Raw genomic sequence first — 23,763 nt, 5'->3', positions numbered from 1 at the left:
AAAGGAATACCAGTTCTTGGCAGGACTGACGGGCACTTTACCGAACCTCTTCACGCCGTTTCACTGCCCGCCACACCGTACTGGTGCTGAGGCCGAAGCGGTCGGCAATTTCCCGGTAAGTCTGCCCCGCTGCCCGCAACTGCTGTAACGTCTTCGCTGCCGGTTGGTCAGTTAGCTGGGTAGCGGTTGGCACGGGAACCGCCGTTGGCAATTGCAGGATGGGTGGGGCTAACGGCCGCGGTTCCTGGATAACCACCGGATCAGCCTGCTTGATGCGGGCCAACTCATCGATTACAAAATGGGTGGTCTGGGCATCCCACAAGGCATTGTGTTGCTTGGGGTTGAAGATATTCAGCAGGCCCGCAATCCCATTTAACGGTAAGAAATGGTGGGTATCCTTCTGATGATTACTGCGGTTGATGACCTGATTGGTGTACAGGCTCCCGTCAAACACGCAGAGTGGCGCCATCAATGCCGCCCGGTCCTCTTCCGCTAAGTACGGCAGGTTCACCGCCAGCGTGTGGCGGAGCAAGCGCAGATCATTGCCCTGGTCCCAGAAAACAAGCGGTAACTGCCGCCGTAAAACCTGTTGGATAAAGTCCTTCAATACGGTCAGTGGCCGGGCCTGTTGCTCGTAGTCGGCCAAAGACGTCCCCGTCTCCTTGAGACCGCGCAGTTTCATTTCCGCGGCAAAGGCGGGGTGATCAAAATAGCGATTGAAATAAACATCCAGGGGCTGGTCTCCCCGGTACCCCAACGCGGCCAGCTGAAAGATTCCTGCCTTCTCGCCATCGATGGTTGTTCGATCCATGGCGATGTGGTCGCCCGTTCGTTGCGTGCGAAAGAGAATCCCGAACTCGCAGTCAATGACCACGTATTCGCGTGGAATCTCCTGTAACACCCGAATATTGGGAAAGACCGAGCGCAATTGCGCGCTGGACTGGGCAACTAGCGTGGGATGTTCCGAAGCAAACTGGTAGCCGTGGCTGTGAATCCGTGACACCGAATCCAGGCCATCCGCATCCGTATCGTAAGCCATAATTTTTTTGCTCCCTAACACAAAGGTCCGTCCCGATGTGAAGAAAATTTTAAACCGATCCTTCTTATCAATCATGATGGAGAGCACCTTGCCCCACGTGCTCAACACCGGCGTTAGTTGACCATTGGCTTCGACCTGATAGACAGGATAGTCTAGCATAAATAAATTGTGTTCTTGCGTGGTAGTATTATCCGGAACGTTTTGTTCCAAATACACGATTTTGGCGGTCATATTCATCCCCCATTTCCACTTTTCTCAGTTAAGAAAAGAGCGCCCTCTTCCCAGATGACTTGGTGAAGAGGGCGCTACTGTCCTATGACGGTTCGACTTCTGCCGGTTCCGTCACCATTTCCTGACTCACGACGGCCGCAGCTTCCTTTTGCTCGGCGGTTGCCTGTAACCAAGCCCGGCTTTCTAGGTGACTCAAAATAAACTGATTTTCCAGCAGATTACTGTACTCCTCCACGGAAATCAGTACGACGTTATGCTTGTTCTTACGAGTAATCATCAAGGGTTCTTGATTATTGGTCACTCGCTTCATGTAGTGCTTTAACTTCTTCCGGAAAAACGCGTAACTCGTTGCGTCCATAATGTCCCTCCCCAGGTTCATTGCTGCTGGTCTAAGTCACTCAGTTCTGGCACCACGCTTGTCTGACGATCATTGTCAGACCTTCACACGTCATCAGTTGCTGGTCATCCCCTGAGCGCGCAACCAACCCGGTTCCGGCCGAAGGACCTGCCGGGGTGGTTGTCCCAGGGAAATGATTGCTCCCCCTCACCAATGATTACCCCAATGTTAACGGATAAAGTCCCCGCCGTATAGCCCATTTACACAACATTTACATACAAATTTCACAATAATGAAAGCACAGAAATCCTTGTACAACAGCATTTATACGCGCACAAAAAAGCCGAGAGCTTTCACTCCCGACCTAGTCATTACCGATGCTGATTCAAATAGGTGACCGTGTCTCGGCCCAAGCGGTTCATGGCGTGATACTGCTGATACTGATTGCCCTGTTGTGCCATCACAACGACCGTGTAGGTCCCGTGGGCCGTCTTAAACAGGCTCGCATCGTTCTGCACCCCTTTGGCTGGGAACTCACCCGTCTTGTTATATACGGCGGCGTGCGTCACCAGCTTAGGCAGTTTGCTATGATTCTTGCAATGATGTAACAAGTTCATCATCTGCTTGTCCTTTGTTTTTCCTAACAACTTATGTTGCGAGACTAACGTTAAGAACCTAGTCAAATCATGCACTGATGTGTAGTTGTCATGCCCGCGACTGATTGCCCGCGTATCCATCATGTACCGCTTTAGATGCGTGTGCTTAAAGCCATACTGCTTAGCCGTTTTATTGACCAATTTGAACCCACCCAGCCGATGAATCAAGGCATTGGTGGCCGTATTATCGGAATTATAAATCATCCGTTTCAAATTGGTTTTCACCGTCTTGGTCAGTTTCAAGTGGTGATCCTGGGCCCGTTTGAAAATCGTCAGCATTACGTAGACCTTAATGGTACTGGCCGAACGCTGCGCCTGGACCTTGTGATTGCCCGTGGTCACGCTTAGTGGTCGCTGGTCCAACCGCGTGACCTGGACCGACCATCGGCCGTGAACCGGCGCCATGTCCCGTTTGATTACCTTCTTAATGGCCGTTTTTTCGTGTGAGACCGTCGTTGCCTGGGCCGTTACCGTGGACCCCAATAGGCCTAACGCCAACGCACCCACAATGCCGAATCTAAGCCATTTTTTCACTGTCATCCTTATTCATTCCTCCAAGGCCGGCCCGCCAAATTTCACGTGAGTCCGCGCGATTTACTTACCATATTCCGTGGCGATAACTTTACTGTCACCCGCCGTGTTTTCAGTCAATTCACCCTTCGAATTGATACCGTACCACCCCACTGTTGGGTCCACCATCTCCGTGACCCCTTGTTTCTTCATGTTCTCGGTGCTGTGATTCTCCTTGACCTGAATCGTCAGCGTGCCATCATCATTCGTTGTTTGTGTGAAAAACATGTCCTGCATGGTGACGTGCTTCCCCGCGTAATCCTGCTTCAAGTGTAACCAGACCCACTGATTGACCTGACCAGTCGTTAAATTATGCGTATCCACTGTACTGGTTGCGGTCGAACTACTGCTAGTACCGGTCGTGGCAGAACTCTCACGATGCTCACTAGAACTTGCCGTCGTGGTATCCCCCTTTTGAGCAGCCGCAGCGCCATAGGTCCGGTCGGCCCTGGCCTGTGCGGACGTCAATTTGTTCATCGCTGGGATATTACCAAACACCCCGATTAACTTCAGCCGGTCGTTTGTCAGCTGCACCCGGTAAACGTTTAAAGCCGTTTTGTCCCCAATGACATACGACTTCAACCAATAATTATGATGCGCCAATTTCTTATAGGAAGCCTGGTGATTAGCACCCCAACCGGCACCCTCAGAAACTAACTCCTTATGCTGATTATAGGTGTCATTGCGCCCATCTAACCTGTCAGCATTCACGTAGAAAGTTGTCCGCATAAACGCGTCATTCGACGATTCATAGGCGCCAGCCGGATCAACGAGACCACCCGGATGATAGCGTTTAGCCGCGTACAGATCCGTTTGCCAGGTGCCCTTTAATTCTGCGGGCACTCCCGTTGTCCAGCCCTTGCCGTTATCACCCACGATAAAGTTACGGTTGAACTTGGGTGACGTACTCTTCAAATTATAGGCCTGCTTGGCGCTATCCACCCAACTAAAGATGACCGTGGCCGTCTGCTTTTGGGGCAGCTTGACCGTCAATTTTTTAAGACCATCCTGTGACTTGACGCCGGTGATGATGCCCTTGATCACGGTGCGTTTGTTAGTCGTCAACGCCCACCGCCAATGATTTTGGTGATACGTGAATCGTGAGTAAGTCACCTGCTGATTGGTTCGGGTCCCCGCATCCTCCGCCGAACGCTTTCGCACCGGCTGCAGCAACGTTGTCAGTTTTGATGGTTGTGGTTGATCGGCCAGCTTTTGCTGCGTGGTGGATTTTGCACGGCAACCGCTTACAATCACAACCGCCACTAAGGCGAGGCCGAGTAACTTCGCTTTCGTTTGCATGAGTAGCTCCCCTATCTTTTTGTCCGTTTGCCAAACAGTGCCAACACTCGTCATCCAAGTCTCAGCACCGTCGTTGTTTCCGACTACTTCTGTATGTACTAGTTCTTGCCTTCGCTGATGACCCGCTTGACCCACCGTTGTGAATAGCCATACTTATCGGCGAGCTGCTTCTCCGACATCTGCGGGTAGTTGTCTTTGATAGCCGCAACCGTCCCGTTTCGGTCGTACAGCTTCATCGGCAGGTTCAACTGGGTCCCCCGAAATTCCTGATAAAACTTGAGCATTTCGTCGGTCCCCAGCAGTTCATTGAGTTTTTTATAAACGCCTTGGAGCGCATCTGTATCAATATCCATAGTTGTCATGCCTTCCCGAATGTTTAAAGGTTTATAAACAAAGGTTAGCAAACTTTTGTGGTAAATAGTAATAGCTTCGACACCTATCATAGCATACACAGTTATTTGCTGGATTGATTGTACAGTTGCACGTCAAATACCGTCGTTTTTATTTTCGTGCTGGAGGTACTTGCGCACGGTGCGCTCCGCCAGCTGGTACTGCGCACTCAATTCATGCACCGAAGCGCCAGCGGAATAATCACCGTGAATCCGCTCCTGCAAGGCCTCACGTCGCATCAACCGCATTGGGAAGTTGACCGTACTTCCCCGAAAATCCTTAAAGACTTTAAGCGTATTTTCCTCACCAATTAACTCGGCCAAGTCTTGGTAAATCGCCTGCCAATCCTCTTTTGCCATATCGTCCAGCCTCCCTTCTCGTAAAATTTTTGCTTACCTACAGTCTAAACTATTCTGGGGCTTGGGTGTCCACTTATTTTCACAGGACACGCACATTTTGTGAAATAAAAAGAATCCGTCACCTATTGGCGAATTCTCTTTAGGCAATAACTTAGAACGCTAAATGCTTTTGAATCGACAGCGGCGCAAAATACTGATGTTTCGTTTTAAAGTGCGTAAAAACAATCGGCTTCAGACTTGCATCCTGTTGGGGTGAGGCAATCACCGTCCGCTTCTTGCCACGAATCTTCATGGTCATGGTAAAGTAGCTAGCGGTATCGCCAGGATGCGTTTTACTATTGAAATTATACGTTGAGCGCTTGCCCTTTTGTGACCACTTGGTAATCGTCAGACTTGGCAATGTATATTTATACTGATTACCCATACTAGAGGTAAACCGATGCTTCTTGATGACCAGTTTGTACATGCCCGCCTTTTTTCCCAGGTAGTTGTACCAGGTTCCCCGCATCTTTTTCGGCGCGACCTTTACAGTCCGCTGCTTCATGGCTGCCTGTGCAGTGGTAGTACCTACGTTAAGGGCACTGCCACCAATCAGCGTTGCCAGAACAATAACAAAACTAATTAAAAATTTCTTCATCATTACCGACCTTCCTACTGAGTAATTGGATCAGACAACCGCTTCAACACTGAGGCCGATACGGAGTAGGCTTGTTTAGGCTTGAAATGCGTGTAAACGGCTGGTCTCATACCGGTTCCCTGTGGGATTTCAACCATGACATTCCGCTTCTTACCATTGATTTTCTTAGTGTAACTGAAGAAACCTGATGTGCTAACGGGTAATGTCTTACTGTTAAAACTATAGTCAGAAATTTTACCCTTTTGTGACATCTTCGAGATGGTCAGGTTCTTAAAAGTCGCCGAGCCCAGAGTAACTTTGTGCTTCTTAATGACGATTTTATACATACCGCCTTCACGCTTACTAAACTTGTGATACCATGTCCCCCGCATCTTCTTCGGGGTATTCTTAACGTACCCAAACTTTGAGCCCGCTGCCTGCGCCGTCGTCCCCGGCGTCACCGCGCTAGCCCCAACGATTGCGGCCAAAACGACCACGAGACTGATCAAAAACTTCTTCATGCCCAACATCTCCCATTTATTATGTACGGCAATGATTTCGCCAACAACTGGTTCAACCACCACCCCATAAGGATACACCTGGAACCGCAAAAAGCGTAGTCGAATTTTTCCCACTAAAAATGGCGCTCAGTCCCATCGGGCCGGCGCCATTTTGGCTAATCATTACCAATTTAATGAGTTACTGGTTAATATTTCTGGGTTGTGGTTACTCATCAGGTAGGCCTGGCCGTCATCGCCAAAGGTCAACCCCTCGAACTCTCGGGTCGAGTCAAAGCCCGTCCAGGTCACGTCGTCGCTGGTCAACTGCCCCAGCTTGGAAACTGGCAGGCTGGCGATTGAATCGTCGGCCACCAGGTATAACCGGTCGTTGTGCGGGTTGTACGCCATGCTTTGCACGCAGGTGCCCGGGCCGTGTTCCAGAATTTGCTTGGTCAATTGGAAATGCACGCGATTATTTTGGATTGTTCCCTGATAGAGGTAGACATTCACGGGGTCGGGACGCGTCCAGAAGTAGGCGTGACCGGCCTGGTCAAAGGCCAAGACGTGCCCACCAGGAACGTTGAGTGTCTTGGACTTCAGCCGAAACTGAATCTTGTGGACCGGCGTCAACGTGCTAGCACTGATCTGCTGGAGCACGCCGTACTTACTGAGGTTGACCCGCGGCGCCGACTCCTTGTCACACCACATGTAAAACTTCTGCGTTGCCCAGTCGTAGGCTAAGGATTGGCCATGACCGGTCGCAAACGCGGGCCCCACCTTGATGGCCGCCCGAATCTGCTTTTCCTGGGCGGAATGATCAGCGGCGGTCGCGTAGACCATTTGAATCTGCCGCGGCGTCGCGTTCAGTTGGGCCAAGGCTGACATATCGAACCGCACGATGCGGCCGCGATTCTGCCAAGCCGTGGGACAGTAGACCACATAGAGGTATTGTCCAACCACCGCGGAACTTTGCGGGTCGCCCCATGCCTGATGTTGGTACCCCGGAATCGGCAACAGGTATTTTGTGGTGAAGGTGACCGCGCTACCCTGATCGCTAGCAATCGTGTTCACCCCGTGTGGATTGGTGGCATTGGCATAGGCCGTGGGTACCGTGACGAAATGCACCTGCGCATCATCTAACGACGTCAAATTTTTCGGTGTGGCCAAGGCCGCGGCCGACTGCTTTACCAACGTATCTGCTTGTGCGGGAACCGCCATCCCCATCAATCCCAAACTGAGGATTAACGCCCCGAGTAAATGAATTCTTCGCATAATCCCTCACCCCTCAATGTTTTCAGCCAGTATACTGCACTGACCGCCAACTAGCGGAGATAAGGATTTTCTCAACTTGCTAAACTTACCAACTGACCCGGTTGCCCCGCAGGATTTCCGGATTGTGATTGGTCAACAGGTAGGCGTGCCCACCCTTGGTAAACGTCAGGCCTTCAAATTCCCGTTTGGACGAGAACTTGGTCCAGCGCACGTTGTTCTTGGTCAGGTGGCCCTTGCCGGAGAGCTTGGATACTGGCACACTGGCGATTGAATCATCGGCCACCAGGTAAACCCGGTTGGTGTGCGGGTTGTAGCCCATGCTCTGCACGTGGGTCCCGGGCCCGTGTTTCAAAACCTGCCGGGTCAAGCGGAATTTCACGTGATGCTTCGAGATACTTCCTTGATAAATGTAAGCCTGGTGCGTCGTTGGTCGACTCCAGAAGTAGGCGTGCCCCTTTTTATCAAACGTTAAGACGTGGCCGCCCGGCACCGCAAACCGCTTGTGCTTCAGGCGGAAGCGAATCTGGTAGCGGGGCGTCAGGGTGTTGGCCTTGATCTGCTTGATGTACCCGTACTGATTGACGGGCGTGGCCGCCGACTTTTCCCTGTCACACCACATGTAGAGGTGATGATTTTTCCAGTTATAGGCCAACGACTGACCGTGTCCCGTTTCAAACGGTTGCCCAACCTTGACCGCCGCATGACTGGCAAGTTGAGCCTTGGCGTTACTGGTGTAGGCCGTCTGTAATTGTTGCGGCGTCAGACCCAGTTTATTCAGCTTTTTCATATCGTAACGCACGATGCGCCCACGATTGTGCCAAGCCGTGGGACAGTACAAAACGTAGAGATAACGGCCGTTGGTGGTCAGGCCCTGGGGATTCCCCCAGGCCTGATTGTGATAGCCGGGTAGCGGTAACAGATATTTCGTTTTAAAGGTAACCGCCGTGCCCCGACTACGTTTGATGGTGTTGATACCATGGGTATTCTTTGCGTGCTGATAATTTTTGGGCGCCTTAACGTAGTGCACGCGAGAATTATTCACGTGCCGCATCCGCCCCACGCTTAAAGCGGATGACTTCTGGTGATACGTCCCGTAGGCCTGCGCGGTCGTACTGCCGCCCAGCCCCAAGCTGACGGCCACCAATACCATTACACCCCAATGTAGCTTTTTCATGATCAAATCCCCTCAACATTTTTTCGTTTTACAAACCTGCACACTGTTTGAATCCAAACCTTTTACAACGACTAATTGCCTGCCAAATAATCAATATCCCATAATCTGTTTGGCTGTCATTTTCACCAGCCCGGAGGCACTGACAACGACAGTTTAACCAATCCCAAAAGCATTTATTATATTAATTATATCGCAAGCATTCCTGGCAAACAAAGATTCTGCTAATGTGATGCATTCAACATTACTAACTGGCTAAGGCAAAATAAAAGGAACCCGGCAGCCTGCCAGATTCCTTTGGGATTTGCGTTTAGCTTAATCTAGATAACCTCGCGCTTGAAGGGGTCCTTAGAAATCCCCTTGTCCAGGATATCCTTGCTCCATTCCTTAGCGGAGAACAGACTGTGGTCGCGGTAGTTCCCACAGCTGTATTTGTCAGTGCCTTGAACGTCTTTCCACTCCGTATCAAAGGCGATCCGGTGTAGAGAAGCCTTCAAAGCTTTGGCAACTTCTTCAGTGGATTGTTCGCCCCAGGTAATCAAATGGAACCCGGTCCGGCAACCAAATGGTGAACAGTCAATGACGCCAGACATTTCGTCACGCAGGTAACCAGCCAATAAATGTTCAATCGTATGTAACCCGGCCGTTGGAATGGCGTTTTCGTTAGGTTGAACTAATCGTAAATCAAAGTTAGAAATGACGTCGCCCTTGGTCCCTGTTTCCCGAGTAATCAACCGAACGTAAGGTGCTTTAACAGCTGTGTGATCCAAAGTAAAACTTTCAACTTTTGCCATTATTTGCCAACTCCCTTTTCATTATATATGTTAATAACCAGTTTGGTGTGGGTTATCAAAAGTGTTTCTACTCGCCTCCGGCATGGTGAAAATGGGTCGGAACGCTGTGGGCGAACGCCCGAAGCCACAGAGCGGTCTCCGAGCTTATTTTGAGCCTCACAAATCGAGTCTCAAAAATATCAGTTTCCTAAGCAGCCAAGCTGCTTAGGAAACTACCACGGCTAAGCCCATTTTCACCATATCTGCGGCTAACACTGGCTTAGCCCACACGAAACTTGTTAATGATACTTCCTTTACTGTACACCAAAGTAACCGCTACCGGCCACTAATTTCTTTTAGTGAATTATAACCATTTTTGTAAACGCTGATCTGCCAGCAACTTGGCTACATTCAGATAGGATTCATTAGGGCACAGGCACCATTTTTACTGGAGAGTTAAATGGCAGCCACCAACCAATTTTTCCTGCCGGCTAAGTCGACATGAGCCGCAGGGCGGGTGAAAATGGGGCCAGCCGTGGGAATTTCCTTAGCGGTTTTACCGCTTAGAAAATTGCTATCTTTGAGACGCGCTTCTCAGCGGCTCAAAGTAAGGCTGGAGACCGCCCTTTGGCTCCGGCCGTGCGCCCGCAGCGTTCCGCTCCCATTTTCACCCGCCCGGAGGCGTATACAACGACTTAACCCGCCGGATAAGTTTTGGTTAAAAGACTACCTAATTAGGTAAAGGTCGCCGCCATTTGCCACGTAAATGACTATACTTGTCAGCGTATAAGGGGGAGGAATTATCATGCAAAACGCACCATTGCCGCCGCGGGGACGGCATTTCACCAGTCGGCGTCACCGGGGGCGCCATATTTTATTGACCCTGCTCGCCCTCTTCCTGGTGGGCGGCGGACTTTACGGATGGCACGCTTGGCACACGGCACAACAGACTTTTTCAAAGACCTATCACGCCGTGGGCAAGCCCAGCGATACCACCATTACTAGTGGCAAGCCCTTTGCCATTCTTCTGTTAGGCACCGATACCGGCGCACTGGGGCGGACCCAGGTTGGTCGGACCGACACCATGATTGTCGCCACGATTAATCCACAGAAGCAGACGGCCAAGCTGACCAGCATCCCCCGGGACACGCTGGTCAATATTTACGGCAGTCAAAATGACGAGGAAAAAATCAACGCGGCCTATCCACTCTACGGCGCCAAAACCACGATTCAGACCGTCGAGCACCTGGTCAACATCCCCATCCACTACTACGTCCTACTGAACATGGGCGGCCTGGAGAAAATGATCAACGCGGTCGGCGGCGTCACGATTGATCCGCTACTGACCTTCCACTATCAACAGGCCAACGTCACCAAGGGCGTCAAGATTCACCTAAATGGTGCCAGTGCCCTGGCCTACTCCCGGATGCGCGACCAGGACCCACTGGGTGATTACGGCCGCCAAGCTCGCCAGCGCCAAATCATCAAGGCACTGGTGTTAAAGGAAGCCAGCCTGAGCTCGGTCCTGCGCTACCAAACGGTTTTGAAGTCGCTCAACAGTAATTTGCAAACGAATCTGACCTTCGACGACCTGATGTGGCTACGCACCAAGGACGGCCACACCAGCCGCCACATCGAATCCCAAACGCTGCAGGGCCAACCGGCCACCATCAACGGCATCGACTACCAAATCGCACCGCAAAGTGAAATTACGAAGGTCTCAACGGGCCTCCGCCAAGCGCTAGGCTTAGCCACCACCAGCACGTTCCAAACGGACGCGTTGGACCCGATTGGCTTTTAAAAGAAACCTGTACTTTTCATCGGTTTGAACCGAAATAAACGGATTAAAAAATGCAGACTGGCAATTCTCCTGGAATTGTCGGTCTGCATTTGCTTTGTTTATGTTTAATTGTTAAGGAACTATATCTAATGGTAAACAACCAGTCCACCCGACCAACTAAATCAGAGACGACCAAGAGCGACCAGAAGCGGGTCAAGGTTCCCCGCTGTGTCGATGGCCTTAGCTGAATAATTGATTCCAAAATAAACTCACACGGCCACTCCGGCTCAAACCAGAGATTGGTTAAAAATCAATCGTAGCCGCAGGAAGCCAGGGATGGAGTCGGCTGTGTCGATGGCGTTAGTTACCGTTTCTTAGGTAACTTACACCATGGGACGACTTTGGAGCCTGGCTGGTTTTGCCAGGCTTCAAAGCGAGCCGGAAGACCGCCCTTTGGCTGGAGGCGTTCCCCACAGCAGGCGGAATCCCTGGAAGCCGGAGGCGGTTATTTTTAACCAATTACTCTGATTTAGTTTGGCGGAGTTGCCAGATGTGCCAGCCGATGATTAGGATGCTAGCATCCGCCAACACCGTTCCCAGCGCAATCAACAGATTACCCGCGGAAGTCACCATCAACCCAGAGGTCAGCGGGAACCGCGCCAGTAGGGCCAACAGCGTCGTGATCCACAGGCTTCCCAGAATGGCGGGGAACCAGGAATCCGCGTGCCGCCGGTGATGCCACCAGGTCAGACCGGTGACGGCCAGGGCAAAGACCAGCAAGAACACACTGCCGCCAACGCGGGTCAGATAAATTAGCCCCCGCGCCGGGACGACTCGTGCGGCCAGCCACATCGCGAGAAACAGCGCCACAATGATGACCAGCCAACCGACCAACTGCATTTGCGAGGTCACTCGTCCGGCCCACCAGATACCCAGAATCATGGCGATGACGAAGATGCCAAATTGTACCGTAATTAACAGGCCTTGTAGTGGTACGGCTGGTAGAATCGCTGCGGGCAACACAACCCCTAAGATAAAGATTAGGACGGGCACCAACAAGTCCCAGGTTAGCCACGCGGGTTTAGCCGTCGAAGCCGCCCCCACCTGGTCCGCGATGGTCTGGGGGTCCGCTCCGAAAAAGTCTCGGGCGGATTGTTCTTTGGACTGGGCCACTAATAAATTGGGCAATATTTCCCGTATTTTTCGCTGGAGGGTGTCCTCGTTAGCGTACTTGGGCTGTTGCCGCAAGGCCGCCACCAAGTCGTCCCAGTAAGCCTGATTTTCTGGCGAAAGTTGTTCGCGTAACGCCTGATTTTGTTCCGCAATCGATAAGCGTTCTGCCAAGATTGCCACTCCTCTCGTTTCACTCAATATCCCCATGATAGGGAAGTTTCCCCCGGAATACCACTGATTTATCGTGGCCTAGCGAAAGAGCCAGCCGAGCCACCCACCACCGGCCGCCAATATCAACCCACCAACGATACTAAGCAAGAGATACAGCGTCATGGCGCCATACCGGCGTTGATCCGCCAGCATGATGACCTCGTGACTAAAGGTTGAGTAGGTCGTGAAGCCACCTAGGACCCCGGTCCCCAGTAAAACAGCGGTTAAATTGGTTGCTTGCCAACCGGTTAGAAAGCCAAACAATAGACATCCTAACCAGTTGATCAGCAGCGTGGCGAGCGGCCACCGATTGCCATGATAGGACTGCACCAATCGCGTCATCCCGTAGCGGCCCAGAGCCCCCACGGTTGCGCCCAGGCCAGCCACCGCGGCCATCACTCTTCCTCCAAGTTAAAGGTCCACCAGCGTCGGGCAATCCATACACCCAGGGCGCTGCAGATCATCCCACCAATCACGGTGATCAGCACATAACTGATGGCCGCTAGCCACCGTTGTTCACTCACCAACCGCACGGCGTCAACGCTAAACGTCGAGAAGGTCGTAAACGCCCCGACACCGCCGACACCTAAGCCCACGGTCACGGCTTCCGGCCACTGAGCCGTCAGGCGTTTGGCGTGCGATAGCCAAGCCAACAGCCCACTACCGATTAAGTTGATCAAAATCGTCGCCCAGGGAAATCCGGCCGCCTCGGGTAAAGCCTGCCCCACCAGGTAACGCCCACTGCCCCCAAGAAAGGCAAAAACAATAATTGCAAACACGTTAGCCATTTGCTGGCCTCCTCCAAAAGTATCTTTCCATTGTACCAAAAAAGCCGCCACTAGGGCGACTTCTAGTGAAACTAGTTTAGATTGAGTACGGATTGGCCAAGAAGATTTGAAGCAGTAGATCAATCAGCCAGATTCATTCGCAACTCAAATCACAAACTACAAACTACAAACTACAAACTACAAACTACAAACTACAAACTACAAACTACAAACTACAAACTACAAACCAATTGTCAATTCAGCCACAATCAATGTCAAATAACGACGACATTGTCATCGGTTAAACCCACGTCAGCCGCAGGGCTGGTGAAAATGGGCTCAGCCGTGGGAGTTGCCTTAGCGGGTTCCCCGCTTAGGCAACTGCTATCTTTGAGACGCGTTTCTCAGCGGCTCAAAGTAAGTCTGGAGACCGCTTCTCAGGCTCCAGACGTGCGCCCACAGCGCCACGGCCCATTTTCACCAGCCCGGAGGCGCTGACAACGACCTTAGTGCGTCTTAACAACCAAATCAAGCGCTGTTTGTAATTCGTGTTGCTGGTCTTCGCTGAGCTGGTCATCCGCAATGCACTGCTTGACGTTTTCAGCAACGACGACCCCAATCATGCGCTCCACGCCGGAACGAACGGCGGCGAGTTGCGTCAGGATGTCCTGACATTCCCGACCGTCATCGACCATCTTCAGGATGCCCTGTAGCTGGCCGTCCGCTCGCCGAAGCCGATTCTTTAATTGACTGGACGTTGTTTGAACCATTAAGCACTCACCTCAGTTAATTTTTCGTCGATGTACTTCTTGAGCGCAGCCTTCGGGTGAAAGCCCACAACCTTTTCCGTTGGCATACCATTCTTAAAGATGACCAATGACGGAATACTCATGATGCCCAGGGACTGGGCCAGATCCTGGTTCTGATCAACGTCGAGGGACGCAAACTTCACTTGGTCACCATAGGCTTCGTCTAAACTTTCCAGGACGGGCGTCTGCATTTTACATGGCCCACACCAGTCAGCCCAAAAGTCCACGACCGTGACCGCGGTGTCGTCACCAATGTGTTCAAAATCCTTGCTCGTAATTGCTTGCATGTTCATTCATCCTCCTCGGTTTCCTAATCAGTGTCATCAGTATACCCCAAGGGGTATGATGACGCCAGCTTTTTGTTTTCAACGTAGACAAAAAAAGACGTGACACCCGCAGGCATCACGTCCTATTTACCACTTCGTTAATCTTTCGTCAGTTCTGGATCTTCGTCCATGCCGGCCGTCAAACGTGGGTGATTGTTGCCACGCTTGGTTTCTTTTTCCACAGCCTGTTGTGCGACCAAGTTCAAGTAGTTGAATGGGTCGTCGAAGTTTGGATTGAACAGCATGTCCACGAAGGCCAGGTCGTCAATCGTGTTGCGGTTTTGAATCGCAATCGAAATGGCGTTAGCGGATTGGGCCACTTCATGTTGACTGAACAACTGCGCCCCTAAGATCCGCCGGTTTTGCCGGTTGTAAACCAAGTTGATGGTCAGGTCATCGGTTGATGGCATGTAGGCTGGCCGCCAAGTGCCTTCAAACGTGACCATATCGGCATCAAAGCCTGCGTTCAACGCGTGGTCGATGGTCAACCCGGTTGACGCCAATGTCCGCCCAAAGATTTGCATCGCGGACGTGGCTTGCGTACCCATGTACTTTTGAATGTTACCGAAGATGTTGATTCCGGCTAACATCCCTTGCCGGACCGCGTTCGTTGCCAGTGGCGTGTAAGCTGGCTTACCAGTTGGGTTAAAGTTAACCACACTGGCGTCCCCACAAGCAAAGATGTCAGGATCAGATGATTGTACGTAGTCGTTGATGATGATGGCACCGTGCCGATCCATGTCGACCTGGCCCCGCAACAACTCTGTGTTGGGCACAAAGCCCGTGCAGACAACGGCTAAGTCAGCGGTGAAGTCCCCGTTCGTGGTTTCGATAACTAATTCGCCGTCATCGTTCCCCGTGAATGAAGTCACCCGCCGATTCAATAACACGTTAACCCCTTTGTCTTCAAGGATGCTGACGATATGGTCAGACAAGCCCTTGTTAACGTAGTGGTTTAAGATGATGTCACGTGATTGCAGTAACTGAACTTCGTGGCCAGTCCGCGCATAACTTTCAGCTAATTCGGTTCCGATATAACCGGCACCGACAATCGCAATCCGTTTAACACCCTTGGCAGCCTTGTTAATCGCAACTGCTTGTTCATAATTCTTGCAAAGCATGACCTTATCTTCATCGATACCAAAAATAGGCAGTACCGTCACGGTTGACCCCGTCGCCATGATCAGCTTGTCGTAAGTGTCTGTGGTCACATCCCCAGACTCCATATCAACGACTTCGACCGACTTAGTTGCTGCGTCGATCTTAATCACGTTGTGTCGAGTTAAAACTTTTGCCCCGGCTTCCGCAAGTTGTTCAGGTGAAGAATAGAACATGTCCTCAAGATGTTTGACTTGCCCATCAAGAAACAATGAGATCCCACATGAAAGGAAAGAGACGTTCGTATGCCGTTCGTAAATGGTCACATCTGTGTCCGGATGATCACGCAAAATTTGTAGCGCTGCATTAGTTCCAGCGTGTGTACTACCAACAATGATGACTTTCATGTTTACCCTCCTACATGAAAAACGATTCTAAAGCTAGTCTACTTGAAAGTTAGCGAAAGATAAATGACTTCGTCTCGGAAAACCCGGTAAATCAGGAGTTTTCCTCACACTTTCATTAAAATGGTGAAAGCATGTGCGTTTTGCACAGAAATAATTCGCCATTAGTTTATTATTCAATAAGTAAAAAGCGTAAAAAGAACAGCGTCAAAATAACGAATAGGCCCACAATTGCCGGTAGTCCGCGGTTTGGGCGGTTTATCTAATCTAAGGTCTAACGTCGATACCGTAACCTGTCTACTCCGCTAGTAATCTTCTTTGATTTTGACGATTGCTGATTCATTGTCCGCAACCGGTAACAACCCAATCCTTATGGGAACCGACTTAGTTTCATTTCTAAATTTTAGTCCCGCTGCCAGCTATTAGCCTAATCCTCACACTTTCTAGCCATTTTTTTGGAACAGTTACAATTCGCTTGCGAATAACTACAAGACTCGGTATTATACGCGTAGTTGGTTCGTGATACGTTCTGACCTTAAGCACTGTGATAGATGATAGGAATCACTGTCTATAGATGCACTCCCCCCAAAACAAGTGATTTATTAACAGATTCCTAAATAGAGGTCCTGAGTAATCCGCATGTTGCTCAGGGCCTTTTCTATGCCCAAATTTCTCTGGGGGGTTGTACTTTGTCTTGCGCCTCCGGGCCGGTGAAAATTGAGCCGTGACGCTGCAGTTGACCGTTCCCGGCGGCGGATTCAAGGTGCCCTGCTGTGGGGTCGGTTCCAGCCTGAGGAGCGGGCTTCCACCTCGACTTTGAGCCAAAGAGCGGTCTCAAAGGTCGACCCATGCTCTAAGCTGAGTGAGAAACCTCAGCTAAGACCATCGACACAGCTGGTCACCTTGATCCGCCTCTGGTCACTAACATCGACCAGCCCGCTCATTTTCACCAGCCCTGCGGCTTAGACTGGCTCGGCCCACTCCATTTGGACATTGTTTCCATGACTTTTACCTACTATAAAGATAGTAAGGGCCCTCACGCTTTTTACGTGAGGGTCCTCTTTTAATGACATCCCATTAATACTCGTTTTACAACTGTCTTCTAACGATTAGTCCTCGCCGTCCGAGCTTCTCGGTAATGCTGCCAGCCCTGGCGGACCAAAAACGGAATCGCCAGGAGGCCGATGAACAGCCACGTGAAATTCTGGCGGATGAACGGCGTGTTGCCGAAGAAGTAGCCGACCGCCGAACAGCTGAAGACCCAGATGAAGCTCCCCGCCAAATTATAGAAGCGGAACTGACGCCATTTCATATCTGTGGTGCCCGCTATGATTGGCACAAACAGCCCCACGAAGGGGATAAACCGCCCAATCAATAACGTTTGATCCTCGTTGCGGGTAAAGACTGCCGTGGCCTGTTTGACCTTTTCCTCCGGTAACCGATCGATCAGTTTTTCCTGGAGGTCACCCCACTTTAAAGTCGTGATGTACTTGACAGCCGACCCGGCCGTGGCTGCCATCGTGAACATTAAAACCAGTAGCCAAATGTTTAGCTGGGAATGCGGGTTGGCCGCAATCGACCCCACCATGAATAATAGCGATTGCCCCGGAATAAAGGAAAAAATCAACATGCCAGATTCCAAAAAAATTAAAAAGAATAGCACCGGATAGATGCCTGTTCCTAACTGGTTCGTCAGTGGCACTAACACGGTCAGCGGGTGCCAAATGACCTCCCAAATCAACGCTATTAAACTCATCCTACGTCTCCCTCCGTTGTTGCCGACAGGTCGCTATTATTCACCTTATTCAAATGATAAGTGAATTTACTTTGAATCGGCGCCACGCTTTGGCCTAGATGGCCAATCTCCCATAAAATTGCTGCGGCTTTCTAATTAAACCACGGGGCATTTCGCCATCGCACCCATTAAAGCCCTTATTAGCTATTGTTTTCATTAGCAAAACCATTATAAATGATTAACGGGTGACAAGTCTTTATTTTCCCATTTTTTCTTAATCTACTGATAACTAAATCAACGATTGGTCTACGTTGGTGCCTACTAATTGACGTCCAAGCCCCGGTTTACCAAGTGACTTGGTCCAACCAAGCAAAACTGTCGTCGCCAATCGTCCAATCCAGCGCTTGTTTCCTATTATACGTCTAAAATTCGAGTTGTCAGTACTACCCGCGATGTTAACCGCGATGCCCGCCAAAAATACGGCCACATCGCCGTCACCCCGGGATGTAGCCGCAAAAATTTTATTTATAATTAGTGATGTTCTCCCGACTTATCAGGTGGAAACAGCCATTAAGTTTACCAACGATTGACAGCCAACGCCATTATTAGTAAATTTATGAAACCAATCAATTGCACCTAATTAGATTAGGGGTTACACTACAATCAAGTTAGTAACAAAGACTGTTGCTAACGGAGTCGTACCAAATTCTTAATACTCTTTTACGAGCAGCACTTAGCACTCCCCCAAAGTATCTAACCCTGCTCGTATCCCCCCTCAAGCCACGACGCGAATCGTGGCTTTTTTAGTGGAAAAAACTTTGTGCGTCCAGATTGTAAGAGTGACTAAGTTTCTGGCCGAATTCGTTGCTAATCTCTGGACAAACGTCAGTTATTAAAAATTGTTTGATAGCGTGTCTAGTTCAAATATTGTAGCTACCTGTTAATTCGCGTAAATCTAACTCTGAGACGGCACGAAACCAGCCCAAACTAGTACAGTTAAAGTCTGCTTGGACTTATACGCGGATTTAACCAGTATAAGCCACCAGGCCGGTGAAAATGAGCTTAGCGTGGACAGTGTCAGTGACCAGAGGCGGATCAAGGTGACCAGCTGTGTCGATATCTTGGTTGGGAGCTTGCCACTGTTTGACTACAACCGCCATTAGTTAGAATCCACCCTGGACTACACGCGGGTTAAACCAGTGTCAGCCGCAGGGGCGGTGAAAATGAGCTCAGCCGTGGGAGTTGTCTTAGCGGGGTACCGCTTAGACAACTGCTATCTTTGAGACGTGGTCTTCGGCTCAAAGTAAGCTGGAAGACCGCTTTTGGCTTCCAGCGTGCGCCCACAGCGTCACGGCTCAATTTTCACCGGCCCGGAGGCGAAATCCAAGATCAAGCCCGTTAGTCCAAAACCTGGACGCCGACGCCGATGAGGCCCGGTCCCGTATGCACACCCAAAGCCGGTGACACATCCCCGGCATACCAGTCGGTCACGTTCGGGTGAGCCGCCTTCAACTGATCCAGGACTTGTTGTCGCAGGTCAGGGTCGGCCCCATCACACACGGCGACGTTGACCTTGGTGGCGTCCCCAATGGCGCCATCGACCAAGTCCAGCAACTTGCCAATCGTGCGTTTGGCACCCCGGACCTTGGCAATCGGGTAGTAGATGCCCTCGGGATCGCAAGAAATAATCGGCTTCACGTTTAAAAGGGTCCCGGCCATGCCGGCCACCTTGCCGATACGACCTCCGGCTTGCAGGTATTTCAGACTTGGCACGTAAAAGAAGACCTTCGTCTGTGCTGTCACGCGTTCAACTTCCTTAATGATGTCGGCAAACGCTAACCCCTGATCCCGTAACTGAGCCGCGTAGATGGCCGAAAAACCGCTACCGATACCGACACTGCGGGTATTGATCACGTGGACCGTCAACGGCGAATCTTCCGCCAACAGCTGCGTCTCCTGAAAAGTCCCGGAAAGCGCAGCAGAAATGCAGACGGCAATCACGTGGGTGTAGCCGGACGCTTGGATTCGCTCCAGAGCGTCCATGATCCGTTTGCCAGTGGGACTCGCCGTGGTCGCCTTCTCGGTCGCTTGACGGCGATAAAATTCAGTTGGGGTAATGGTTAATCGGTCTTCGTAGACCCGGTCACGGAAGACCACGTTCATTGGCATCAATGCCATGTCAGCGGCGGCTAACACTTCAGCCGGCACATCCGAACAGGAATCGACTAAAATGGCAATTTTTTCTGGTTGCATGACGGTTACCTCGTTTCTCCTAGTTTCGCTCTTCGATAATAACTAAGATTATAACGCAATCATCTGGTTTTGAAAACTAGGTTATCTATACTTTGTTTTAAATCTAACGTAACGAACCGTTTCAGTTGCCCTTTCACTCGCCAGTGTTCTCATTAATGATGGGACACAACGACACACCTAAAAAATATTTTTCCGGTTTAAATTTTAGGCCATTCTAATCCTGTAATTAGTCGCAGCCTCTGGTTCTCATTGACCAGCCAGTAGACCCCCGACTTATCGGTTTTTTCACACGGTACGGCGGAGCAACCATGAAACCGTCACCACGTTGCTTTTCGCCCAAGGCCCCCCACCAGTAGTTAATATAAAAATTATAGTTACAAACATATAAAAACTTTTTTGGCCCACCAAAAATTAATCCCAACACGGTTGACATTACGGCTAAATGGCCTATACTTACGAATGGAATTGAAGCGCGTCACAAGAGTTAGCTTCGTTAATTTTGCCATTATTCGCACCATTTACGCCACGCTGACGCTGACTCGCGTTCACCAGGAAAGGCAGAAGTCAATCGACTACCTGAATTTCTAAGCCAATAGAAAAGAGGGATTTTATGAATAATCATGAAACCGACGAGAAGAAGCACCATATGATTCAATCAACCGGGGGCAACCAAAAGAGCCTGGATGAAGTTAATGGGACCGTTGAAGTCCCGCAAAATGCGGGTTTCTGGCGAACCTTGATGGCCTACACCGGCCCTGGGGCCTTAATTGCCGTGGGGTATATGGACCCCGGGAACTGGATCACGTCGATCGCCGGTGGTGCCCAGTACAAGTACACGTTACTTACCGTGGTTTTACTTTCTAGTTTAGTCGCCATGCTGTTACAAGCTATGTCGGCGCGACTGGGAATCGTCACCGGAAAAGATTTGGCTCAGCTGACCCGGGAACATACCGGTAAGCGAACCGGTTTCTTCCTGTGGATCGTCACTGAATTAGCCATTATGGCGACTGATATCGCCGAAATTATTGGGTCCGCGATTGCGTTGAAGCTGTTATTCGGCTTCCCGCTGATCGTTGGGATCATCATCACCGCCATGGATGTTTTAGTCCTGTTGGTCCTGATGAAGTTAGGGTTCCGCAAGATCGAAGCCATTGTGGCGACCTTGGTTGCCGTGATTCTCTTCGTCTTCTTATACGAAGTTATCCTAGCCCAACCCCATATGAACCAAGTGTTAGAGGGTTACCTGCCTTCTAGCAGCATCATTACGAACCATGGGATGTTGTACCTCTCCTTAGGGATTGTTGGTGCAACGGTTATGCCCCATGACTTGTACCTGGGTTCCTCAATTTCACAAACCCGGAGCTTTGATCGTAAGGACCGCAAGAGTGTGGCCCAAGCCATCAAGTTCACCACGATTGATTCTAACATCCAATTGACGCTGGCCTTCGTGGTCAACAGTTTGTTATTGATTTTGGGAGCTGCCCTCTTCTTTGGCACCAACAGTGACCTCGGTCGGTTCGTTGACTTGTTCAATGCCTTGTCCGACAGTCAAATCGTTGGGGCCATCGCCAGTCCAATCCTGAGTATGCTGTTCGCCTTAGCCCTGTTATCTTCCGGGCAAAGCTCAACTATTACCGGGACGCTGGCCGGGCAAATCATCATGGAAGGGTTCATCAACTTAAAGATGCCACTTTGGGCACAACGGTTAATCACCCGGTTACTTTCCGTGACGCCAGTCATCATCTTCGCCGTTATCTACCATGGTAATGAAGCGAAGATTGAAAATCTCCTGACGTTGTCGCAAGTCTTCCTGAGTATCGCGTTACCATTTGCCATGATTCCGCTGGTCATGTTCACTAGCAGCAAGAAGCTGATGGGTGAATTCGCCAACCGGACCTGGAGCCGAATCCTCGGTTGGATCATCGCGGTCATCCTCATTATCTTAAACATTTACCTGATTCTTAATACCGTCGGCCTGGTCAAGTAACCTCGCTGATATCCCCGTTCGCTGGCAGTTGTTGTCAATGAACGGGGATTTTTTTGCGCTTTGACATTTGTCCCCGACACGCGTATACCTAAAGAAAAAAGTTAACGAGGTGGTTAAATGTGTACGCCAAATATTCAGCTAAAGGACCCCAAAATTGCGGACGCCGCAGCGTTATATGCTTTGATTGACCAGGACCGCACCAATCTTTCTCGCTGGTTACCTTGGGCCGCCACAACCACTTCGACAGCGGATGAGCGCATTTTTCTGCGTTATTGTCAGGGCCAAATGGCCGATAAACAGCTGTGGCTCGCAGTTATTTGGGTCGACCAGCAGCCCGCTGGTATGATTGACCTCCACGAATTCAAGGACGGTCACGCCGATATTGGCTACTGGCTGGGCCGCAACTTCCGTGGTCAGGGCATCATCTCGCACAGCCTCGCCATGACTGAAAACATTGGGTTCACCCATCTAAAATGCCACAAGCTAGAACTCCTAGCAGCGACAGACAATCACCCCAGCCGTCGCGTCGCCGAGCGTAACCACTACCACCAAGATGGTATTTTGCGTCAGCACATCCCCATCCAAGACGGCTACAGTGATGCGGTCGTTTACTCAAAACTGAAATCTGAATTCCACCCGAATTAAAAGACGTTACCAACTCTGCGAATTAGCAGAAGGGGTAACGCCTTTCTTATGTCTTAAGGTTGCTTCGACTGGAATCACGTTAACCGACACTAAACTAAGAACGTCCCCACTAACCGTCGAATGTTAGTGAGGACGTCCGTTTACAGTTAAATTAAGAAAAAAACACTAAATTGGGTTAAGCCAGTGTTAGCCGCAGGGCTGGTGAAAATGGTCCCAGCCGTGGGAGTCATCTTAGCGGTTTACCGCTTAGATGACTGCTATCTTTGAGACTCGCATTTTAGAGGCTCAAAGTAAGCCTGGAGACCGCCTTTTGGCTCCAGGCGTGCGCCCACAGCGTTCCAGACCATTTTCACCAGCCTGAAGGCGACTACCTCAAACCCAAGTTAAGCGCGCTGACCACCGTCGACGGTGAATTCGGCCCCGTTAGCGAACTTGGATTCGTCGCTACCCAGGTAAACACAAACTTCACCAATGTCTTCGGGCTTCCCCATGTGGCCCACAGGAATCCCAGCAATAATTTGTTGCTTGGCAGCTTCTGGGACAATGGCCGTGTCAATCCAGCCTGGGTGAACAGAGTTAACACGAATGTCGATCTTCCGTTGTGCCAAGTTCAAAGCCGTGGCGTGGGTCAACAGGCGTGAACCACCCTTGCTAGCTGAATAGGCTGGGGCAAATGGTAAACCAACCAAACCGGCAACGGAGGACACGTTAATGATGGAGCCCTTAGCGTCGGCCGTTGCCTTCATGGCGTTGATAGCAGCCTTTTCACCCAAGAAGTTGGCGGTCAGATTGACGTCAATCACCTTTTGCCAGTCTTCTAAGGACAGGTCTTCGACAGCGCCGTTAACGCCACCGATACCGGCATTGTTAACTAAGATATCCACGCGGCCAAACTTTTCAACCGTAGCATCGATCACCTTTTGCCAGTCGGCTTCTTTAGAAACATCTTGTTGAACAAACAAGCTCACCGCATCACCAAATTTGGCAACGGCCGCATGCCCGCCGTCCACGTTATGGTTGGCAGTCAGGACAACTTTCGCTCCTTCACGAACGTAGCATTCCGCAACGCCCAGGCCGATTCCGGCGACCCCACCAGTGATAATAGCAACTTTTCCTTTTAAACGATCTGACATAAATACGCACCCCTTTTGATTTTTAGTTCTCGTTCATAATATCACATGAAACTTAATTATTGAAATTATTTTGGCTAATAATTTATTCGTTTTCTACTACTTAATGCTTTTGATTTGGCAAACGAATTAAGTCGTTCGGTTTAAACTTTTTCATTGAAAGCGGTTGCCATTTCTAGGTCGTCAGGTTATACTCAACGTGTAGTTTCCTTATAGGATTTATCGTTTCTTTA

23 protein-coding genes are annotated in these 23,763 nt (G+C 50.4%); 3 read left to right on the top strand and 20 right to left on the bottom strand.

Annotated elements, in window-relative coordinates; translation table 11 throughout:
• Positions 1–37: 37 nt before the first annotated feature.
• The 11 genes from EKM84_RS05710 to EKM84_RS05660 all read right to left on the bottom strand — a co-directional run bounded on the left by EKM84_RS05710 (position 38) and on the right by EKM84_RS05660 (position 9,234).
• Positions 38–1,270: a helix-turn-helix domain-containing protein gene (locus EKM84_RS05710; protein WP_164511329.1), complete on the bottom strand. Its 1,233-nt coding sequence runs from the start codon at positions 1,268–1,270 to the stop codon at positions 38–40.
• Between the two features lie 82 nt (positions 1,271–1,352).
• Positions 1,353–1,628, bottom strand: a complete 276-nt coding sequence (locus EKM84_RS05705; RefSeq protein WP_164511328.1) for a type II toxin-antitoxin system Phd/YefM family antitoxin — start codon at positions 1,626–1,628, stop codon at positions 1,353–1,355.
• Positions 1,629–1,978: 350 nt separating this feature from the next.
• Complete coding sequence (locus EKM84_RS05700; RefSeq protein ID WP_125764590.1) at positions 1,979–2,803, bottom strand: serine hydrolase; 825 nt, start codon at positions 2,801–2,803, stop codon at positions 1,979–1,981.
• A gap of 54 nt (positions 2,804–2,857) precedes the next feature.
• The gene (locus EKM84_RS05695; RefSeq protein WP_125764588.1) at positions 2,858–4,132 is read right to left on the bottom strand and encodes a hypothetical protein; all 1,275 of its coding nucleotides are present in this window, start codon (positions 4,130–4,132) and stop codon (positions 2,858–2,860) included.
• 98 nt (positions 4,133–4,230) lie between these two features.
• Positions 4,231–4,485, bottom strand: a complete 255-nt coding sequence (locus EKM84_RS05690) for a hypothetical protein (RefSeq protein WP_125764586.1) — start codon at positions 4,483–4,485, stop codon at positions 4,231–4,233.
• Between the two features lie 132 nt (positions 4,486–4,617).
• Positions 4,618–4,881, bottom strand: a complete 264-nt coding sequence (locus EKM84_RS05685; protein ID WP_125764584.1) for a Mor transcription activator family protein — start codon at positions 4,879–4,881, stop codon at positions 4,618–4,620.
• A gap of 151 nt (positions 4,882–5,032) precedes the next feature.
• Positions 5,033–5,521, bottom strand: coding sequence for a hypothetical protein (locus EKM84_RS05680; protein ID WP_164511327.1), 489 nt, complete (start codon positions 5,519–5,521; stop codon positions 5,033–5,035).
• An 11-nt stretch (positions 5,522–5,532) separates the two neighbouring features.
• Entirely contained in the window at positions 5,533–6,018 is a 486-nt protein-coding gene (locus EKM84_RS05675; RefSeq protein WP_125764580.1) for a hypothetical protein, read from the bottom strand.
• Positions 6,019–6,180: 162 nt separating this feature from the next.
• The gene (locus EKM84_RS05670) at positions 6,181–7,269 is read right to left on the bottom strand and encodes an SdiA-regulated domain-containing protein (protein ID WP_125764578.1); all 1,089 of its coding nucleotides are present in this window, start codon (positions 7,267–7,269) and stop codon (positions 6,181–6,183) included.
• Positions 7,270–7,354: 85 nt separating this feature from the next.
• Positions 7,355–8,443, bottom strand: a complete 1,089-nt coding sequence (locus EKM84_RS05665; protein ID WP_125764576.1) for a hypothetical protein — start codon at positions 8,441–8,443, stop codon at positions 7,355–7,357.
• Between the two features lie 317 nt (positions 8,444–8,760).
• A complete protein-coding gene (locus EKM84_RS05660; RefSeq protein ID WP_125764574.1) occupies positions 8,761–9,234 on the bottom strand; it encodes an S-ribosylhomocysteine lyase in 474 nt (157 codons plus the stop codon).
• A 784-nt stretch (positions 9,235–10,018) separates the two neighbouring features.
• Between EKM84_RS05660 and EKM84_RS05655 the strand changes: the two genes are divergently transcribed.
• Positions 10,019–11,014 (top strand): LCP family glycopolymer transferase, encoded by a 996-nt coding sequence (locus tag EKM84_RS05655; protein ID WP_125764572.1) that lies wholly within the window; start codon positions 10,019–10,021, stop codon positions 11,012–11,014.
• 498 nt (positions 11,015–11,512) lie between these two features.
• Here the strand turns inward: EKM84_RS05655 and EKM84_RS05650 are convergent, their stop codons facing one another.
• From EKM84_RS05650 to EKM84_RS05610, 8 genes are all read right to left on the bottom strand, one after another.
• The gene (locus EKM84_RS05650; RefSeq protein ID WP_225418154.1) at positions 11,513–12,346 is read right to left on the bottom strand and encodes a DUF1129 domain-containing protein; all 834 of its coding nucleotides are present in this window, start codon (positions 12,344–12,346) and stop codon (positions 11,513–11,515) included.
• Between the two features lie 69 nt (positions 12,347–12,415).
• Positions 12,416–12,772, bottom strand: a complete 357-nt coding sequence (locus tag EKM84_RS05645; protein ID WP_125764568.1) for a fluoride efflux transporter FluC — start codon at positions 12,770–12,772, stop codon at positions 12,416–12,418.
• Positions 12,772–13,164: a fluoride efflux transporter CrcB gene (crcB, locus tag EKM84_RS05640; RefSeq protein ID WP_125764566.1), complete on the bottom strand. Its 393-nt coding sequence runs from the start codon at positions 13,162–13,164 to the stop codon at positions 12,772–12,774. Before crcB ends, EKM84_RS05645 begins: the two co-directional genes overlap by 1 nt.
• A gap of 485 nt (positions 13,165–13,649) precedes the next feature.
• Complete coding sequence (locus tag EKM84_RS05630) at positions 13,650–13,913, bottom strand: metal-sensitive transcriptional regulator (RefSeq protein WP_125764562.1); 264 nt, start codon at positions 13,911–13,913, stop codon at positions 13,650–13,652.
• Positions 13,913–14,239 (bottom strand): thioredoxin, encoded by a 327-nt coding sequence (trxA, locus tag EKM84_RS05625; protein ID WP_125764560.1) that lies wholly within the window; start codon positions 14,237–14,239, stop codon positions 13,913–13,915. The genes EKM84_RS05630 and trxA overlap by 1 nt, the downstream gene beginning before the upstream one ends.
• A 137-nt stretch (positions 14,240–14,376) precedes the next feature.
• Positions 14,377–15,783: an FAD-dependent oxidoreductase gene (locus EKM84_RS05620; protein WP_125764557.1), complete on the bottom strand. Its 1,407-nt coding sequence runs from the start codon at positions 15,781–15,783 to the stop codon at positions 14,377–14,379.
• 1,099 nt (positions 15,784–16,882) lie between these two features.
• Positions 16,883–17,536 carry a VTT domain-containing protein gene (locus tag EKM84_RS05615; RefSeq protein ID WP_125764555.1) on the bottom strand — a complete coding sequence of 218 codons (654 nt, stop codon included), beginning with the start codon at positions 17,534–17,536 and terminating at the stop codon, positions 16,883–16,885.
• Between the two features lie 1,377 nt (positions 17,537–18,913).
• Positions 18,914–19,768, bottom strand: a complete 855-nt coding sequence (locus EKM84_RS05610) for a DegV family protein (RefSeq protein WP_125764553.1) — start codon at positions 19,766–19,768, stop codon at positions 18,914–18,916.
• Positions 19,769–20,378: 610 nt separating this feature from the next.
• Between EKM84_RS05610 and EKM84_RS05605 the strand changes: the two genes are divergently transcribed.
• Together EKM84_RS05605 and EKM84_RS05600 are read left to right on the top strand one after the other, a co-directional pair.
• On the top strand, positions 20,379–21,755 hold the full coding sequence (locus EKM84_RS05605; protein WP_125764551.1) for an Nramp family divalent metal transporter: 1,377 nt from the start codon (positions 20,379–20,381) through the stop codon (positions 21,753–21,755).
• A 117-nt stretch (positions 21,756–21,872) separates the two neighbouring features.
• Positions 21,873–22,400 (top strand): GNAT family N-acetyltransferase, encoded by a 528-nt coding sequence (locus EKM84_RS05600; RefSeq protein ID WP_125764549.1) that lies wholly within the window; start codon positions 21,873–21,875, stop codon positions 22,398–22,400.
• A gap of 383 nt (positions 22,401–22,783) precedes the next feature.
• Here the strand turns inward: EKM84_RS05600 and EKM84_RS05595 are convergent, their stop codons facing one another.
• A complete protein-coding gene (locus tag EKM84_RS05595) occupies positions 22,784–23,533 on the bottom strand; it encodes a glucose 1-dehydrogenase (RefSeq protein ID WP_125764547.1) in 750 nt (249 codons plus the stop codon).
• Positions 23,534–23,763: the final 230 nt, after the last annotated feature.

It is taken from the genome of Levilactobacillus mulengensis (assembly GCF_003946045.1).
Classification (GTDB): domain Bacteria; phylum Bacillota; class Bacilli; order Lactobacillales; family Lactobacillaceae; genus Levilactobacillus; species Levilactobacillus mulengensis.
The sequence above is the reverse complement of the archived record's forward strand: the minus strand, read 5'-3'. Positions and strand labels throughout refer to the sequence as shown.